The following is a 17,539-nucleotide window of genomic DNA, read 5'->3' as shown; positions in this document are numbered from 1 at the left end:
CGAAGTCAAACCGCGCCGCGCCGCCGAAACAAAAAACATCTCAATCAGTTAACAGGCAAATGTGTGGCAAGGGCGTCGCGTAAGCGACGCATCCCGCGTTATTTGCGCGCCAGCAGCGCCTTGACCAGCGGTTCGTCGATCGTGCCCGTCGCCTTCATGCTGTTGTCGGTCTGGAAGGCCATGATGGCATTCTTGGTTTTCTGGCCAATCTTGCCGTCGGCGCCGCCGGCATCGTAGCCATTCTTGTTGAGGATGAGCTGGATATTCTTGACGGCCTTTGTCATGTCGACGCTGGCGGTCGTCTGCGGGGTGCCTTCCTGCCAGGATTCGGGAATGTCGGCCGAATTGGCCGCCGGATCGAGGGGCTTGGCCTTCCACAGCTCGGCGGCGGCGCGAGCGCGCTCGAGCTGTTCCGGCCTCAACGAAATGGCGACCTCGTCGCGCTTTGCGGCTGCATCCTTGTCGCCGGTCTTGGCGACGAGTGCGAACCACTTGTAGGATTCCTCGAGATTCTGCTTCATGCCAACGCCCTTGGCCGCCAGGATGCCAAGGTTGAACTGGCTGTCCTTGACGCCGACGTCGGCGGCGGCCTGGAACCAGTGCGCTGCCGACTCATTGTCGGTCACGCCGTCCGCGGCCATGGCGAAAAGCACGGCGAGATTGTGCATGGCGCTGGCGTTACCCTGCTCGGCGGAGAGCTGGTACCAGGTCTTCGCCTTCTTGATGTCGCGCGCGACGCCGATGCCCTTCTCGTAGAAATTGCCGATACGGTACTCCGCCGGGGCGAAACCGAATTCGGCCGACTTTTCGTACCATTTGGCCGCCGCCGCCATGTCTTCCTTGACGCCGCGCGACTCGGCATAGCGAGAGCCGATCTCGAAAATCGCCTTGGAGTCGCCGCCGGCGGCCGCGTCACGCAATGCCTGCGGGCCGGCATCGGCGGGGATGTCTATCTTGGTGGTGACAGCGCCCGCTGCCGAGGCATTGGCGGGAGGAACCGCGCCGGTCGTGTCCACGGCCGTAGCCGAGGCCGCGGCGGCCGGCACTGTCGCCAGGGGTTGCGTGTCGGCGTACGAAGCCATGGAGTCTGTAGCCGCCGGGGCCGTCGCGGATGCCATCGGAGCGGGTGTCGTGGAAGACGTCATGGCCGGAGCCTGCGGCATGGCTGCGGGCGCTGCGTTGACGGGCGTCTCGATGTTCGACGGCATGGCTACGGCAATCTGCGCCGGCGTGTCATCCTTGGCTGCCGGTTGGGCGGCTTCCGCCTGTCTGACGTTGCGGGCCGGCGCGCTGTCCATTGACGCCGCGAGCGGCTGGACCTTCGGCTCGGCACTGATCGAGGTCGTCTGCACCGGCTTTGCGGCGACGACCGGCGCCGCGTCATTGCTGGCCATCTCCGCAGGGTCGGCAAAAAAGGCCTTGCCCAGCTGCAGGCCGGCAAGCGCCAGCATGATCGCGGCGGCAGCCATCAGGATCGGCTTGCGCCGTGCCTTGAGCAGGTCGCCGATCCGCAGTGCCTTCACCGGGCCGCTCATCGTCGACTGACGCTTGAGGGCGTCGGCCTCGGCGGCGGCTGCCTGCGCGGCGCGTCTGGCAGCGGCGATGAAGTCCGATTTCGCTGCGTCGGTATCGCCTGCCTTGACCGGCGGCCCACGCTCGTCGCGCACGCGCTTCATGATGGCGTTGAGGTCCGGTGCGCCCGAGCCGGGCTCCAGTGGCCGGTTGGCCATTTTCGGGTCGAGCGGCTCGTCGAGGTCGACGGTGGGCGTGTCGACCGTTGGCGCCGAGCCGGCCAGCGGAAGATCCGCCTCCTTCTTCCCCTTGAAAGCGCGTGTCAGTCCGCCGAACATCGATTTCCTACGGCTGGGCTGCTCGCTCCTCTCGGCAATCGTGTCCGAACCGAGCGCCGCCATGGCCGCTGCCGCAGCAGCCTCCGCCGGCGTGCGTGTGCCCGGTTCGCCACGCGAGCCCGGTTCGCTGCGCATGATGGCGGCGGCGCGGCCGTCGAGATCAGCCATGTCGCCGGTCAGTGGTACGGGCTGATCGATATCCAGGGACGGTGCATCCTGAACCGCGATCTTGTTTCGCAGGCTTTTGCCAAAGGACTGAGCAGGCTGCGTGTCCACGAGCTCGCTCACCGCTTCGGCCGGTTCGCTGGTCTCCAGCGAACCAAGCCGGTCGACAATCTTCAGCAGCGTGTCGTGGATGGCCTCGAACGTCCTCGAGTTGCGCTCGTCCGAACGGCGCGTCAACGATTCCAGGGTCTTCAGATCCTGGGCTAGCCCGGTAACGGCGGCGGTGTTGGCGCTGGAGCCAGCCATCGAGCGGACGGCGTTTTCGGCCGCCTCGCGCGCGGCACCGAGGATCGAATCGCGGGTGCCGGCCAGGGACTTCTCGATTTCGTTGAGGCGCGGGCTGATGTCCTCGAATTCCGGCAGCGGCGTGCTGGGCTTGGAAAGATGGGCGGACAGGCCGGCAACCTGCGCCTCCAGGCTGCGGATCAGGGCCGGATCGATGCCGGCAACTTGCGCGGCGGAAGCATCCAGCCGGCTTGAAATGTCTTCCAGCCGGCTTTCGAGGCCACGGATCGCCGCCTCGCCTGCTGGGTCCGGAACACGTGTCTCGATGCGCTTGGCCAGCGCCGTGAAGCGTGCGTCGATGGCCTCCATGATACCGGCGCTGTCGACCTGCGGCATGCGCTGGTCAAGCCTGTCGGCAACCTCGTCCAGCCGGCGCTCGAGATCGCGAAACAGCATGTTGCCTTGCTGGATCGCGTCACCCTGGCGGCGTTCCATCATGCCGGACAGCACATCAAAACGCTGCTCCAGCCCCTGGAAGATGTAATCGGCGTCCGGCATGGCCGGGGCGTGATCTATCTTGTCGGCGATGCCAGCGATCTGCTTGGCCAGGCGCTCCATCGCCTGCTCGGGGAGGTTGGCCCTGCCGGCGAGATCGTCAACACGGTTCGACAGCATGTTCAGGCGATCGATAACCTCGTTGCCAGGGCGATCCTGGGCGACTTCCTCGATCTGCTCGGCAAGCGATGCGATCCGCTTCTCGATGCGCTCGAAGGGTTCGGGATCGAATGAATTGGCTTGCGCCGCGACGGTCGAGGCGAGGATGGCGCGGGAAATCTCGTCAAGCCGCTCGTCGATCATGCCGAGCGTGTCGCCGCCGCGATTGTTCTGCTGGCTGGCGAAATGATCGACGGCGCCGGCAAGCGTGCGGACCTTTTCCTCAAGCGAACGCAGCGACAGCGATTCTGGCAGGTTGTTGACGGCCTTGCTGATCTGTTCGAGCCGATCGGTCAGCATCGACAGGCCCGGGTCATCCGAGCGCTTGCGCTGGTCGGCATCGACACGGTCCTCGAAAGCGGTCCAGCGACGGTCGAAATCGTCCCAGCGACGGTCGACGGCCTGCACGCTCTCCTCGCGCGCCAACGTGTCGAGCGCGGCCTTGACCTGCTCCAGTTCGAGCCGCAGCATGTTGACGCTTCTGTCGTCGCTCTTTTCGGCCAGCGTCTGGATGGCGCCGGAAAGCCGTTCGAACTCGACGCCGAGTTCGGCGCTGCCCTTGCCGGGGCCGCCCGACTGGCCATTTCCCTGGAAGGCCCGCTCGATGTCCTTGCGCAGCGCATCGAACTCGCGCTGCAGGCCGGCTGTCATCTGGTGGCGCAATTCCTCGCGCAGCCCGCGCAGCTCGCCGGCGATCTTGCCGACCGCGGCGACGCTGTCCTCCTGGCCGCGCACGCGGTCGATGTCGCGGGCGATCGCCTGATAGTTCTGGTCAAACACGGGAGCGGTCGGTGCCGGGCTCTTGGGCCGCGCCGATTGCGGATCCTCGTACCAGCGCTGCTGGCCGTAGGGCCGAGCGCTCGGATAGCGTGGTTCCGCCCCGTACTGGCGCGGATCAGGCCGTTCCATCGGGTCCTCGCGTGTCCGCTCCAGCCTCTGTTCGAGTGTCTCCAGGGAACGGTTCAATTCCTCCAGCGTGGTATGCGGCTTGCGCTGCCTGCCGGTATTGAGTGTATCGAGATAAGACCGCTTGCTGTTCATCGATGCGCCCGTTTTTCAGAATGGCTGGCTTTCGGCCAGTTTCCCCAAAGTCCCTGCCGGGAACGAAGGCGACCGGGCTGCCATGCCGCGGTGAAAGACAAGCTTTCCGGGGTTCTCACCCGCGCTCCGAAAAACCGTGAAAAATTCGATACAGGATAACCACGGGTAACCGACACGCGCACATTTCACCCAACGTGGTAAACAACGCGTTAACCAAGCTTAAGAAGTTGCAACGTCGTCGCCAGGCCATGCCGCGATGCGGCAAAAAGCTCCTTTTGCAGAACGTTCTTGCGTCATAAGGCGGCTCTCGGTATAGAATTGACGTAAACGTAAAAGGTGCGCGGTGCGTCCCATTTGCGATTTGTTTGTTGAAACCACGACTGGAAGCACGCCCCCGCTTCCACTCAGGCGACGCAAGGTCCGAGACCGCGATGCCACAGATGGGGAAAGCCAGTGATCATGAAACTTGTTTCGCCCGGCGAGACCGCGGCCAATACCAATGAAGTACCGAATGAAGCCGGTGAGGAACTCGCCCGCATCGGCGAGATGTCCAAGAAATACGGCGTCACGCTGCGCACGTTGCGCTTCTACGAAGACAAGGGCCTGCTCAATCCGCAGCGTGACGGTTCGACCCGTCTCTACACGCGTCGCGACAAGGCGCGGCTCAAGCTCATCCTGCTCGGCCGCAAGGTCGGGTTCTCGCTGCGCGACGTCAAGCAGATGATGGATCTCTACGATCCGACCGGCTCCAACACCAAGCAGTTGCGGCTGGCGCTGGACAAGTCGGAGAAGCAGCTTTCCCGCCTGCAGAAGCAGCGGGCCCTGATCGACGACGCCATCAACGAGCTGAGCGGCTCGATGTCGGCCGTGCGCCAGATGTTGGTGGAGCGTACGGCAGCGCCCGCGAGCGCCGCGAGCTAGGTAGCCTGCCGATTGTGACGAATGAGAGCCGCGTGGCCTGTGCCGCGCGGCTCTTTTGTTTTCTGCCGTCCGCCCCAGATTCTGCCGAGCGCCTTCGCCTGGCGTCTGAAAAATATCGCATCGAAAAATATTGACGTTTACGCAAACGTCAATATTTGTTATCTCGATCCCGACATTGGTCCGCATGCCACTCATGGGCTAGGTTCGGGCCGAGACCGCATGGTGGAGGAAAAGCATGCCGATCTACGCAGCACCGGTCCAGGACACGCTGTTCGTGCTCAATGAAGTTCTGGGTTACCAGCGCTATTCCAATCTCCCCGGATTTTCCGACGCCACGCCCGACGTGCTCGAGGCGATCCTCGCCGAGGGTGCGAAGCTCGCCGAAAACGTCATGCATCCGCTGAACCGCGTCGGCGACCTGGAAGGCTGCGTGCGCCATGACGACGGCTCGGTGACGACGCCGAAAGGCTTCAAGGAAGCCTTCAACCAGTATCGCGAAGGCGGCTGGATGGGGCTGGCGGCGCCGGCCGAGTTCGGCGGCCAGGGCCTGCCCTACATGGTGCACCAGGCGGTCTCCGAATACATGGTTTCGGCCAACATGGCGCTGATGATGTATCCGGGCCTGACGCAGGGCGCGATCGCCGCCATCATCACCCATGGCACCGACGAGCAGAAAGCCAAGTGGCTGCCCAGGCTGGTCGAGGGCACCTGGACTGGCACCATGAACCTGACCGAGCCGCATTGCGGCACCGATCTCGGCCTGCTGCGCAGCAAGGCTGTCCCCAATGGCGATGGCACCTACAGGATTTCCGGCCAGAAGATCTTCATCTCGGCCGGCGAGCACGACATGTCGGACAACATCGTCCATCTGGTGCTGGCCCGCATCGAGGGCGCGCCGGAAGGCGTGAAGGGCATTTCGCTGTTCATCGTGCCCAAGCTGAAGCTCGATGCGTCAGGCAATCCGGGCGAAAGGAACACGCTCTCCTGCGGCTCGATCGAGGAGAAGATGGGCATCCACGCCAATTCGACCTGCGTCATGAACTATGACGAGGCAGAAGGCACGCTGCTCGGCGAGGTCAATGGTGGCCTGAAGGCCATGTTCACGATGATGAACGAGGCGCGGCTCGGCGTTGCCCTGCAGGGGCTTTCGCTGTCGGAGGTCGCCTACCAGAATGCGGTTTCCTACGCCAAGGACCGTTTGCAGGGCCGTTCGCTGTCGGGGCCGAAGGCGCCGGACAAGAAGGCCGACCCGATCATCGTCCATCCAGACATCCGCCGCAGCCTGATGACCATGAAGGCGTTCAACGAGGCCGGCCGCGCGCTGGCGCTGTGGACGGCGATCAAGTCCGACATCGCGCATCGCTCCCCCGATGACAAGGACAGGCAGGCAGCCGAGGACTACACCGGCCTGATGACGCCGGTGGTCAAGGGCGTATTCACTGACAAGGGCTTCGACCATGCTGTCATGGCACAGCAGGTCTTCGGCGGCCACGGCTACATCGAAGAACACGGCATGAGCCAGTTCGTGCGCGATGCCCGCATCGCCATGATCTACGAAGGCGCCAACGGCATCCAGGCGCTCGACCTCGTCGGCCGCAAGCTTGGCCTCAACGGCGGCCGCGCCGTGCAGGCCTTCTTCAAGGAAGTCGGCGAGTTCTGCGAGGAAAACCGCTCCGACGAGAAAATGGCGCCGTTCACCAAGGGGTTGAAGAAGGGCCTCAACGATCTGCAGGCCGCGACCATGTGGTTGCTGCAGAACGGCATGGCCAAGCCCGACAATGCGGGTGCGGCCTCGACCGACTACATGCACCTCTTCGGTCTTGTGGCGCTGGGCTACATGTGGGGCCAGATGGCCAAGGTGGCACTTGGCAAGACGGGCGCCAATGGCTCCCAGTCTTTTTACGACAACAAGGTCGTGACGGCCCGCTTCTTCATGGAGCGGATCATGCCGGAGACATCAGCGCATCTCGTCCGCATTTCCAGTGGCGCGGACACGCTGATGGCGCTGCCGGCGGAAGCGTTCTAAGTTTGAGCGCCGGCACACCGGCTGCAGTCGAAAAGCGGAGGAAGTCGTGGCGATAAATCCCGCCGAAGTGCTCGCTTTGCCAAAACCTGCCTGGGCGGCCGATGAGGTCGGCATGCTCTACGACATGGCGCACCGCTTCATGTCGGAGGAGATCGCGCCGCGTTACGACGAGTTCGAAAAGAACGAGATGGTCGACCGCGAGAGCTGGCTGAAGGCTGGTTCCGCAGGCCTGCTCTGTGCCTCGATGCCGGAGGAGTATGGCGGCTCGGGCGGCACCTTCGCGCATGAGAGCGCCATCATCGAGGCCATCGGCCATGTCGGCGTCGACGGCTTTGGCATCGGCCTGCACAATGCGATCGTCGCGCCCTACATCCTCCACTATGGCTCTGAAGAACAGAAGAAGAAATGGCTGCCGAAACTGGCGACTGGCGCGCTGATTGGCGCCATCGCCATGACCGAACCCGGTGCCGGCTCCGACCTGCAAGGAGTCAAGACGCGGGCCGAGAAGGACGGCAACCAGTACAAGATCAACGGCTCGAAGACCTTCATCACCAACGGCCAGCTCGCCAACCTGATCATCGTCGTCACCAAGACCGATCCGGCCAAGGGCGCCAAGGGCACCTCGCTGATCGTCGTCGAGACCGATGAGGTCGAAGGTTTTCAGCGCGGCCGCAACCTCGACAAGATCGGGCTCAAGGCCAACGACACGTCGGAATTGTTCTTCAACGAAATGCGCGTGCCGACATCCAACCTGCTCGGCCACGAGGAAGGGCAGGGTTTTGTCCAGCTGATGCAGCAATTGCCGCAGGAACGGCTGCAGATCGGCACCGGCGCCATTGCCATGATCGAGCGCGCGCTGGCGCTGACCATCGACTACGTCAAGGAGCGCAAGGCCTTCGGCAAGGCGATCATCGATTTCCAGAACACCCAGTTCAAGCTGGCCGAACTGAAGACCGAGGCAACCATCGGCCGCGTCTTCTACAATGACTGCGTGGCCCGCCACATCGCCGGCGGTCTCGATCCCGTCACGGCTTCGATGGCCAAATACTGGCTGTCGGACCTGCAAGGGAAAGTGGTCGACGAATGCCTTCAATTGCATGGCGGCTATGGTTACATGAATGAATATCCGATCGCCCGCATGTTCCGCGACGCCCGCGTCCAGCGCATCTACGGCGGCACCAACGAGATCATGAAATTGCTGATCGGACGCTCGCTCTAATGCATGTCGCCCCAACCCGGTTTTGGGGGATCGACATGCATCAGTCCAGAGCCGTTCGATAAACCCAAGGAGCAACAGAATGTCCGAAGCTTATGTCTACGATGCCGTGCGCACGCCGCGCGGCAAGGGCAAGAAGGATGGCTCGCTGCACGAAGTGCCGGCGGTGCGGCTGGCCGCCAAGACGCTCGAAGCGCTGCGCGACCGCAACGGGCTCGACACCGGCACTGTCGACGACATTATCTTCGGCTGTGTCGATCCGGTCGGCGAAGCCGGCTCGGTCATTCCGCGCGCCGCCGCCTTCGAGGCCGGCTATGACACCAAGGCGCCGGGTATGCAGATATCGCGCTTCTGCGCCTCTGGTCTCGACGCCATCAATTTCGGCGCCGCCAAGATCGCGCAAGGCGCAGATGACATCGTCATCGCCGGCGGTGTTGAGTCGATGTCGCGTGTCGGCATGGGCGCCTCTGGCGGCGCCTGGTTCATGGACCCCTCGGTGGGCCTGCCCGGCTGGTTCGTGCCGCAAGGCATTTCCGCCGACCTGATCGCGACGAAGTACGGTTTTTCGCGCGATGACGTCGACGCCTACGCGGTCGAGAGCCAGAAACGCGCCGCCCATGCATGGGAAAAAGGCCGGTTCAAGAATTCGGTCATCCCGATCAAGGACCAGAACGGCCTGACCATCCTCGACCATGACGAGCATATGCGGCCGTCGACCGACATGCAGTCGCTGGCCTCGCTCAATCCGTCCTTCGTCATGCCGGGTGAAATGGGTGGCTTCGATGCGGTCGCGGTGCAGAAGCATCCGGAGGTCGAAGAGGTCAACCATGTCCACCATGCCGGCAATTCGTCCGGCATCGTCGATGGCGCGGCGGCCGTGCTGCTCGGCTCCAAGAAGGCCGGCAAGGCGATGGGCCTGAAGCCCCGCGCCCGCATACGGACCTTCGCCAATATCGGTTCGGAACCGGTGTTGATGCTGACCGGCCCGGTCGACGTCACCGAGAAGCTCCTGAAGCGTGCCAAGATGAAGCTCTCGGACATCGACCTGTTCGAGCTCAACGAAGCCTTTGCCTCGGTGGTGCTGCGCTACATGCAGGCTTTCGACATTCCGCACGACAAGATCAACGTCAATGGCGGCGCCATCGCCATGGGCCATCCGCTCGGCGCCACAGGCGCGATGATCTTCGGCACTGTGCTGGACGAACTCGAGCGCCGTGATCTCAACACCGCCTTGGTGACGCTCTGCATCGGTGCCGGCATGGGCACGGCAACCATCATCGAACGCGTCTGACGGGGAGAGAGAAGATGACCTACACCAATTTCACCCTCGACATTGATGCGGACGGCATTGCGCTGGTCACCTGGAACAGCCCGGACCGATCAATGAACGTCTTCACCGAGGAGGTGATGCGGGAGTTGAACGCCATCGTCGACAAGGTGGCCGGCGATGCCGCCATCAAGGGCGCGGTGATCACCTCCGGCAAGGACACGTTCTCCGGCGGCGCCGATATCACCCTGTTGCAGAAGATGCTGACCACCTTCGCCACTGACAAGGGCAAGGATATCGAAAAGGCGACCAAGGCGCTGTTCGACAATGCCGGCACCATGACCGGCCTGTTCCGCAAGCTTGAGACGTCCGGCAAGCCGTGGGTGTCGGCGATCAACGGCACCTGCATGGGCGGCGCCTTCGAGATGTCGCTGGCCTGCCACGGCCGTGTCGCCGCCGATAGCGACAAGGTCAGGATGGCGCTTCCCGAAGTGAAGATAGGCATCTTCCCCGGCGCCGGCGGCACGCAGCGCGTGCCGAGGCTGACCGATCAGCAACAGGCGTTGCAGATGCTGACCTCCGGCCAGACGCTGTCGCCACAAAAGGCCAAATCCATGGGCCTGATCCACGAAATTGCCGAGCCGGCCAAGCTGGTCGAGACCGCCAAGGCAATGATCAGGAACGGTCTTAAGCCTGTGGCGCCGTGGGACGAGAAGGGTTTCAAGCTGCCCGGCGGCCAGATCTATTCGCCCGCTGGTTTCAATCTGTGGCCGCCGGCCATCGCCATCCTGCGTCGCGAAACCTATGGCAACTATCCGGCCGCGGCCGCGATCCTGAAATGCGTCTATGAAGGCCTGCTGGTACCGTTCGACACGGCGCTCAGGATCGAGCAGCGCTATTTCACCGAGATCATGCAGACCAGGGAAGCGGCGGCGATGATCCGCTCGCTGTTCGTGTCGCTGCAGGAACTGAACAAGGGCGCGCGCCGCCCGGCCGGCGTGGCGGAAACCAAATTCAAGAAGATCGGCATTCTCGGCGCCGGCTTTATGGGCGCCGGCATCGCCTATGTGACGGCCAAGGCCGGCATTCCGGTGGTGCTGCTCGACCGCGACCTGGAGTCGGCCCAGAAGGGCAAGGCGCATTCCGATGGCTTGATCTCGGATCAGGTCAAGAAGGGGCGTGCCAAGCCCGAGGAGAAGGACAAGCTGCTGTCGCTGATCACGCCGACGGCTGACTACGCTGACCTTGCCGGCTGCGATTTGGTGGTGGAAGCCGTGTTCGAGGATTCGGCCGTCAAAAAGGCCGCGACCGAACAGGCGGAAGCCGTTCTGAAGGCGTCAGCGATCTTCGCCTCCAACACCTCGACGATCCCGATCACCGGTCTTGCGAAGAATTCCACCCGGCCGAAGAATTTCATCGGCATCCACTTCTTCTCGCCAGTAGACAAGATGATGCTGGTCGAGATCATCCTCGGCAAGAAGACCGGCGACAAGGCGTTGGCTACGGCAATAGACTTCGTTCGCGCCATCAAGAAGACGCCGATCGTCGTCAACGACACGCGCGGCTTCTACGTCAACCGCTGTGTGCTGCGCTACATGTCGGAAGCCTACAAGATGCTGATCGAAGGCGTACCGGCACCCATGATCGAGAATGCGGCGAAGGCCGCCGGCATGCCGGTCGGTCCGCTGGCGCTGACAGATGAGACGGCCATCGACCTCGCCCAGAAGATCATGAAGCAGACCATCAAGGATCTCGGCGACAGTGCGGTCGACCCGAAGCAGATGGCGCTGATCAACACGATGGTCGACGACCACGGCCGCTTCGGCCGCAAGAACGGCAAGGGTTTTTACGATTATCCGGCGAAGCCCGCCAAGAAGAAGCTGTGGCCCGGCCTGAAAGACCTTTATCCGCAGCTGGCGCCTGAGAAGGTCGACTATGAGGAGCTGCAGCAGCGGCTGCTGGTCACCATCGCGCTCGAAGCGGCCCGAGTGATGGAAGAGGGCATCGTCACCGATCCGCGCGAGGCCGATGTCGGCTCGATCCTGGCCTTCGGTTTCGCACCCTTTACCGGCGGCGCCCTGTCCTACATCGACGGCATCGGCGCGAAGGAGTTCGTGAAGATAGCCAAGCGTCTGCAGAAGAAATACGGCGCCGAGTTCAAGGCACCCAAGCTTTTGCTCGACATGGCCGAGAAGGGCGAAACATTCTACCAGCGCTTCGATCCCTACGCGAAGGGCGACGTCAAGCAAGCCGCCTGACGCCGGCCGATGTATGTCTGGGCGCGCATGGCGCGCATGATGGCCACGGCGCGCAGCCGTGGCCCCTACGTGATGGGCGGCGAAAGCCGGCTGGCCTTTCGCTGCCTGCCGACCGACATCGATTTCAATGTCCATCTCAACAATGCGCGTTACATGATGCTGGCCGATCTCGGTCGCATCGACATCTTCCTGCGCGCCGGCCTCATCACGCTGGCGCGGAAGAACGGCTGGGCGCCGATGATGGGCGGGCTGCAGTCGGTCTACGCGCGCGAGATCAGGCTGTGGCGCCGCTTCGAAGTGGTGTCCTCGATCGAGACCTGGGAAGGCACCCAGGTTATCGGCAAGCATCGCTTCGTCCTCGACAATGGCGAAACGGCAGCCCTGATCCTGACGACGGCTGGCGTGTATGACCGCGGGGCACGCCGCTTTCTCGGCATTGACGAGGTCGTCGCCGCGCTTGGCCGTTCTGCTCAACCGCGCCCGCCTACCGAGGTCGAGCGGATGTTCATGGCCTCGCAGCGGGAACTGCGTGCCCAGGCCAAGCGACATTGATCAAGCTTTCGAAGGCTGTCTTCTTCTCTGTGACATGCGCTGATGTTAGATTAGCTATCGCTAACAAAAATGTTGGCGGAGGGAGGAAACGTCATGCGTACAATGCTGAGGATTTCTATTCCGACCGAGGAAGGCAATAGAGCGATCAGGGACGGCAGCATAGGAAAGTTCATCGAGCATACCCTGTCCGAACTCAAACCGGAGGCGACATATTTCACCGCCGAGAACGGCCGCCGGACGGCCTATTTGTTTGTCGACGTCAAGGACAGCTCCGAATTGCCCTTCTATGCGGAGCGGTTCTTTCTCGGGTTCAATGCCAGCCTCGAAATGATCCCGGTGATGAACGTCGAGGAACTCAAGAGAGGGCTGCCCAAGGCAATGGCGGCATTGCAATAGGCTCGCTTCAGGTCATGTAAGTTACCGGCGCGTCGGCGTGGTCGATGCCGGGTGCTCTGCACTCCGCGTGTGCCTCCGTGCTTGCGTCGCCCTGTCACTTTGTTGATGATCCGCCGCTCCGCCGGTGGACAAGCAGGCGGTCGCGCGTTAGACAGGGCAGAGGCATTTTTTCCTGTTTCGAAGGAGAGCGGACTTGCTCTCACACGACCGCGTATGGGCCGCCATCGACGCTCTTGCCGAGCGCTATTCGCTCTCGGCGTCCGGCCTGGCCAGGCGCGCCGGTCTTGATTCGACTGCTTTCAACAAGTCCAAGCGACTGTCCTCCGACGGCAGGCCGCGCTGGCCCTCCACTGAATCACTGGCCAAGATCATAGAGGCGACGGGCGCTTCGCTCGACGAATTCACCGGGCTGGTCGAGGGCAGGGGCGGCCTTGGACACGCAGTATCTCCCTCTCGCCGATCCTCGGTCCCGCTGCTCGGCTTCGCCCAGGCTGGCGCTGGCGGTTTCTTCGACGATGCCGGCTTTCCGGCCGGCCAAGGTTGGGATTTGATCGAGCTTCCGGCACAATCGACCGAAAGCTCCTATGCCTTGAAGGTGCAGGGCGATTCCATGCTGCCGCTCTATCGCAACGGCGATGTTCTGATCGTTGAACCCGGCGCCACCACTCGCAAGGGCGACCGGGTCGTGGTCAAGACCAATGGCGGCGAGGTGATGGCAAAGGTGCTGGAGCGCCAGACGACGACGTCGATCGTGCTGGTCTCACTCAATCCCGATCATCCGGACCGCGATATTCCGACGAGTGATATCGAATGGGTGGCGCGGATTGTCTGGGCAAGCCAGTAGGAGGCGCCGGTGATGCGTCCGCTTCATGCCGCCGTCGCGATTCTGGCGATCGTGACGATGGGAGCACTGGTTGTCGCCGGTGGCCGTGCCGTCCAGCGTGGCAGCGATGCCAGCGGCGATGATCAGCTTCAGGCCATTGCCGAGCAACCCATCGACGCCCCGGTCACGTCAGCCATTCCTCCGTCTGACAAGGCAACGAAATCCGCCCCGCCGTCGAGAGCGGTCGACCCTGAGGCCATCGATCCGCCGTCGCCGCGGTCCGAAGAACTCGAACGGGTCGACCCACGGCCGCCTTTAAGCAAGCTGGCGCTGGCCATGCCGCCAAAGCCGAAGATGCCTGACGGCTGGGACGGGACAAAGCTGTTCAACCCGGTGGCCTCCGCGGCCGGCCTGATTGAAGCCAAGGGCTATTCGGTCGCGATCTCTGGCGTCGACATCGTCAGGCAGGATGAAACCTGCTCCGACAACGACAAGTCGTGGGCGTGCGGGGTGCGGGCGCGAACGGCGTTCCGTGCTTTCCTGCGCGGTCGCGCGGTTATCTGCAAAGTGCCTCCCGAAGGCGGCCGCGACGTGATCGCCGCCGAATGCCGGATCGGCAAGCAGGATGTCGGTCAATGGCTGGTCGAAAACGGCTGGTCGCGCGCGGCCAAGGGCGGTCCTTACGAGGACGCTGGCGAGAAGGCACGTACAGCCAAGAAAGGTATTTTCGGGCCGGCGCCGGATCTTTCCGGCCTGTCGCCGGTGCCTGAGGCACCGAACCCGGCGCCTCAGGCGTCGGGTTCTATCCTGGAAGAGGTCGACGGCGTACTCAAGCCAGCTGACCCGCCAGCGCCTGCCGAATGAGCGCCCGCGTCTCGGCGATGCCGTAGAGCGCGGCGAATGAACCGAAGCGCGGTCCGCGCTCCTGACCGATCAGCACCTGGTAGATCATCTGGAAGAAGGCGCCGGACACGCCGGGGCCGCCTTCCGGGCTCTTCTTGGCATGATCCTGGTAGCGCTCGATCTGACGGGCGACGTTGAGCGAGGCGTTCTGGATCGCTTCGCCATTGGCGTCCGCCGGCAGATTGCCAAGCGCCGTTTCCAGTGCCTCCAGCGCTGAGCGCTCGACGTCGTCGGCCGGCCGGAAGGTTTTCGTCGGCTTCACGAAATCGTCGAAATAGCGGATCGCATAGCCGGTGAGCTTGTCCAGCTCCGGATGCGTCTGGGGTGTCACTCCGGCCGCATGGCGCGAAATGAAGCCCCAAAGCACGTCCTTGTTCTGCGCGTTCGAGGCGCTGACGAGATTGAGCAGCAGCGAGAACGGCACCGGCATGTCGACAACGGGTGGGTTGCCGTCATGCATATGCCAGACCGGGTTGCCCAGTCGCTCCTTCCAGTCCTGCCGGGGATAAGCGGCGAGGAAGGCGTAGTATTCATCCACGGCCCTCGGGATGACGTCGAAGTAGAGCTTCTTGGCCTGCCGCGGCCGCTGGTACATGTAGAGCCCGAGGCTCTCGGTCGGCGCATAGGTCAGCCACTCGTCGATGGTCAGTCCGTTGCCCTTCGACTTGGAAATCTTCTGTCCGTTCTCGTCCAGGAACAGCTCGTAGACGAAATGCTCCGGCGCGCGGCCGCCCAGAAGGTTGCAGATGCGGTCGTAGATCACCGCATTCGTCTGGTGATCCTTGCCGAACATTTCGAAATCGACGCCGAGCGCCGCCCAGCGCATGCCGAAATCCGGCTTCCACTGCAGCTTGACCTTGCCGCCGGTGATGGAAAGCGTGGTTTCGGTGCCGTCATCGTCGAAGGTTATGGTGCCGGCCTTGGCGTCGACATGCTTCATGGGAACGTAGAGCACGCGGCCGCTCTTTGGCGAGATCGGCAGGAAGGGACTGTAGGTCGCCTGGCGCTCGGGGCCGAGCGTCGGCAGCATCACCGCCATGATCTGGTCGAAACGTTCGGCGGCGCGCAGCAGCATGGCGTCGAAACGGCCGGCCTTGTAATATTCCGTGGCGCTTGCGAATTCGTAGTCGAAGCCGAACGTGTCCAGGAAGCGGCACAGCATCGCGTTGTTGTGGTCGGCAAAGCTCGCATAGTCGCCACCGAAGGGGTTGGGGACCGACGAGAGCGGCTTGTGCAGGTGGGGTTCGAGCGCGGCGCGATCCGGCACGTTTTCCGGAATCTTGCGCATTCCGTCCATGTCGTCGGAGAAGCACAAGAGCTTGGTCGCAACCTTGTCACCCGTGAGGACGCGGAAGGCATGGCGTACCATCGAGGTGCGCGCCACCTCGCCGAACGTGCCGATATGCGGCAGGCCCGACGGGCCGTAGCCGGTCTCGAACAGGACGGTCTCGGGGAAGTCGGTGCCTTTGTAGCGTTCGATGATCTTTTTGGCTTCCTCGAACGGCCAGGCTTTGCTTTCAGCCGCTGCCGCAAGTACCTCGGGATTGAGATCGATGATGTTTGATCCCGCCATGTCACTGTCTTCCAAATCGTTCGCCGGCATTGCCGCAAGAATGGTTTCAATCGGTCTCTATCGCATCGGCCCGAGAATCGAAATCGATTTTCGGAAAGCTGGTGCGAAGCGTCCAGGGGACGAACGTCGCTCTATGCGCGCACGCCATGGGCGTCAACGAGCGCGCCGCTTTTTCCTTGCGGCGTGGATGGTGCCTTCCTACGTTCGGAGCCCCGCATCGAGGAGTTGAGAATGCCAACGCTGACGCCGCATGAAGCCCTGATCTACCTGATGGTCATCACCTCGGCGTCCGATCGCGACATGACCGATGTCGAACTGGCGCGTATCGGCGACGTCGTCCGATCCTGGCCGGTGTTCGAGGACTTCAACCACGGCCGGCTGGTTGCGGTCGCCCAGGCCTGTCAGAAGGCGCTGCACGAGAAGGACGGGCTGGAAGGCGTCCTGGCCCTTGTTGCCGACATACTGCCGGAACGCTTGCGCGACACCGCCTATGCCGCGGCCTTCGAGGTTGCGGCCGTCGATCTCGAAATGCGGATGGAAGAGGTGCGGGTGCTCCAACTCATTCGCCGCCAGCTCGATATCGACACGCTGACCGTCGCCGCCATCGGCCGGGCGGCCAAGGCAAGGCTGCGGACGCTCACGTAAGCGCGGATCGAACGAAGTCAGAAAAAGCTGACCGGGAAATAGCGCAGGTAGAATTCGGCAAAAGCGCCTTTCACCGAAATCTCCTGCAGCGCGTAATCGAACGCGGCGGCCAGTGCGCGGTCGTCGGCCCTGGTGGCAATGGCCATGCCTGCCCCCAGATATTCAGGCGCCAGATACGGGCCGCCGGCAAAGCGGCAGCAGCCGGCTGCATCCGTGCCGCCCAGCCAGAAGGCGAAGCGCATGCCATCGCCAAAGGCGGCGTCGATCTTGCCGGCCTTCAGCTCGCCGTAGACGTCATCCGGCTTGCCGAAGGGAACGATCTGAACGGTGCCGAAATAATCGCGCAGCATCCGCTCATGCGCCGAACCCGCGATCACGCCAACGCGCTTGCCACGCAGCTTGTCGAGGATCGGCTCGGTCAGCGCCTTGCCCTTCGGCATGATGAAGCGTGCCGGAAACTGCAGGTAGGAGCGTGAGAAGGCATATTTCTGCCGCGACTCCTGCGTCGGCGCAATGCCGGCGATGATCGCTTCGCCTTCGCCTCTCTGCAGTGCTCCGTCGAGCTCGGCCCACGGCAAGGCCTGGATCTGGCATTTGTCGGCGACGCCGAGTTCGGCGCAGATGGCCCGGGCCAGATCGACATGGAAGCCAGACAGGCGGCCTGCATTGTCGAGGAAATTGAAGGGCGGGAAATCGGTGGTCGTGAGGAATCTCAGCCGCGGCAGCGCGGAAAGATCCGGCTTCGGCAGCCGTTCCTTGGCATCCCACAGCACCGGCACCTGCGGCTCCGCGGCCCGCGCGCCGCCAGCAAGCAGCTGCATCCCGATGAGTATCGGTACCATCCACCGAAACGCCACGACCAAGCTCCGACCACGCCTGCCTCTACCGGCTTTTCGTACGAAAA

General features: G+C 63.1%; 13 protein-coding genes. 10 read left to right on the top strand and 3 right to left on the bottom strand.

Translation table 11 applies throughout. The features are described 5' to 3' along the window. Window positions 1-98 precede the first annotated feature (98 nt). Window positions 99-4,055 (bottom strand): peptidoglycan-binding protein, encoded by a 3,957-nt coding sequence (locus tag ABVQ20_RS17385; protein ID WP_354460739.1) that lies wholly within the window; start codon window positions 4,053-4,055, stop codon window positions 99-101. 459 nt (window positions 4,056-4,514) lie between these two features. Here ABVQ20_RS17385 and ABVQ20_RS17380 point away from each other — a divergent pair, with 459 nt between their 5' ends. From ABVQ20_RS17380 to ABVQ20_RS17340, 9 genes are all read left to right on the top strand, one after another. Continuing rightward, on the top strand, window positions 4,515-4,976 hold the full coding sequence (locus ABVQ20_RS17380) for a MerR family transcriptional regulator (RefSeq protein ID WP_354460738.1): 462 nt from the start codon (window positions 4,515-4,517) through the stop codon (window positions 4,974-4,976). Between the two features lie 235 nt (window positions 4,977-5,211). Then, the gene (locus ABVQ20_RS17375; RefSeq protein WP_354460737.1) at window positions 5,212-7,002 is read left to right on the top strand and encodes an acyl-CoA dehydrogenase; all 1,791 of its coding nucleotides are present in this window, start codon (window positions 5,212-5,214) and stop codon (window positions 7,000-7,002) included. A 46-nt stretch (window positions 7,003-7,048) separates the two neighbouring features. Further along, on the top strand, window positions 7,049-8,221 hold the full coding sequence (locus tag ABVQ20_RS17370) for an acyl-CoA dehydrogenase family protein (RefSeq protein WP_227349057.1): 1,173 nt from the start codon (window positions 7,049-7,051) through the stop codon (window positions 8,219-8,221). A 79-nt stretch (window positions 8,222-8,300) separates the two neighbouring features. After that, window positions 8,301-9,509: an acetyl-CoA C-acetyltransferase gene (locus ABVQ20_RS17365; protein ID WP_354460736.1), complete on the top strand. Its 1,209-nt coding sequence runs from the start codon at window positions 8,301-8,303 to the stop codon at window positions 9,507-9,509. Window positions 9,510-9,523: 14 nt separating this feature from the next. Next, window positions 9,524-11,743: a 3-hydroxyacyl-CoA dehydrogenase NAD-binding domain-containing protein gene (locus ABVQ20_RS17360; RefSeq protein WP_354460735.1), complete on the top strand. Its 2,220-nt coding sequence runs from the start codon at window positions 9,524-9,526 to the stop codon at window positions 11,741-11,743. Window positions 11,744-11,752: 9 nt separating this feature from the next. Beyond that, complete coding sequence (locus ABVQ20_RS17355; RefSeq protein ID WP_354460734.1) at window positions 11,753-12,295, top strand: thioesterase family protein; 543 nt, start codon at window positions 11,753-11,755, stop codon at window positions 12,293-12,295. Window positions 12,296-12,388: 93 nt separating this feature from the next. Beyond that, window positions 12,389-12,691 carry a hypothetical protein gene (locus ABVQ20_RS17350; protein WP_354460733.1) on the top strand — a complete coding sequence of 101 codons (303 nt, stop codon included), beginning with the start codon at window positions 12,389-12,391 and terminating at the stop codon, window positions 12,689-12,691. Window positions 12,692-12,884: 193 nt separating this feature from the next. Next, window positions 12,885-13,535: a S24 family peptidase gene (locus ABVQ20_RS17345; RefSeq protein ID WP_354460732.1), complete on the top strand. Its 651-nt coding sequence runs from the start codon at window positions 12,885-12,887 to the stop codon at window positions 13,533-13,535. A 12-nt stretch (window positions 13,536-13,547) separates the two neighbouring features. Then, window positions 13,548-14,378 (top strand): thermonuclease family protein, encoded by an 831-nt coding sequence (locus tag ABVQ20_RS17340; RefSeq protein ID WP_354460731.1) that lies wholly within the window; start codon window positions 13,548-13,550, stop codon window positions 14,376-14,378. Here ABVQ20_RS17340 and ABVQ20_RS17335 read toward each other — a convergent pair. After that, window positions 14,344-15,990: a lysine--tRNA ligase gene (locus tag ABVQ20_RS17335; protein WP_354460730.1), complete on the bottom strand. Its 1,647-nt coding sequence runs from the start codon at window positions 15,988-15,990 to the stop codon at window positions 14,344-14,346. The genes ABVQ20_RS17340 and ABVQ20_RS17335 overlap by 35 nt on opposite strands. 231 nt (window positions 15,991-16,221) lie before the next feature. Here ABVQ20_RS17335 and ABVQ20_RS17330 point away from each other — a divergent pair, with 231 nt between their 5' ends. Then, window positions 16,222-16,635: a tellurite resistance TerB family protein gene (locus tag ABVQ20_RS17330; RefSeq protein ID WP_354460729.1), complete on the top strand. Its 414-nt coding sequence runs from the start codon at window positions 16,222-16,224 to the stop codon at window positions 16,633-16,635. A 17-nt stretch (window positions 16,636-16,652) separates the two neighbouring features. On the opposite strand, the gene ABVQ20_RS17325 is transcribed toward ABVQ20_RS17330, so the two are convergent. Then, the gene (locus tag ABVQ20_RS17325) at window positions 16,653-17,477 is read right to left on the bottom strand and encodes an ABC transporter substrate-binding protein (RefSeq protein ID WP_354460728.1); all 825 of its coding nucleotides are present in this window, start codon (window positions 17,475-17,477) and stop codon (window positions 16,653-16,655) included. Window positions 17,478-17,539 lie beyond the last annotated feature (62 nt).

The organism is Mesorhizobium shangrilense, assembly GCF_040537815.1.
Classification (GTDB): domain Bacteria; phylum Pseudomonadota; class Alphaproteobacteria; order Rhizobiales; family Rhizobiaceae; genus Mesorhizobium; species Mesorhizobium shangrilense.
This window is presented reverse-complemented; position numbering and strand designations above follow the sequence as displayed.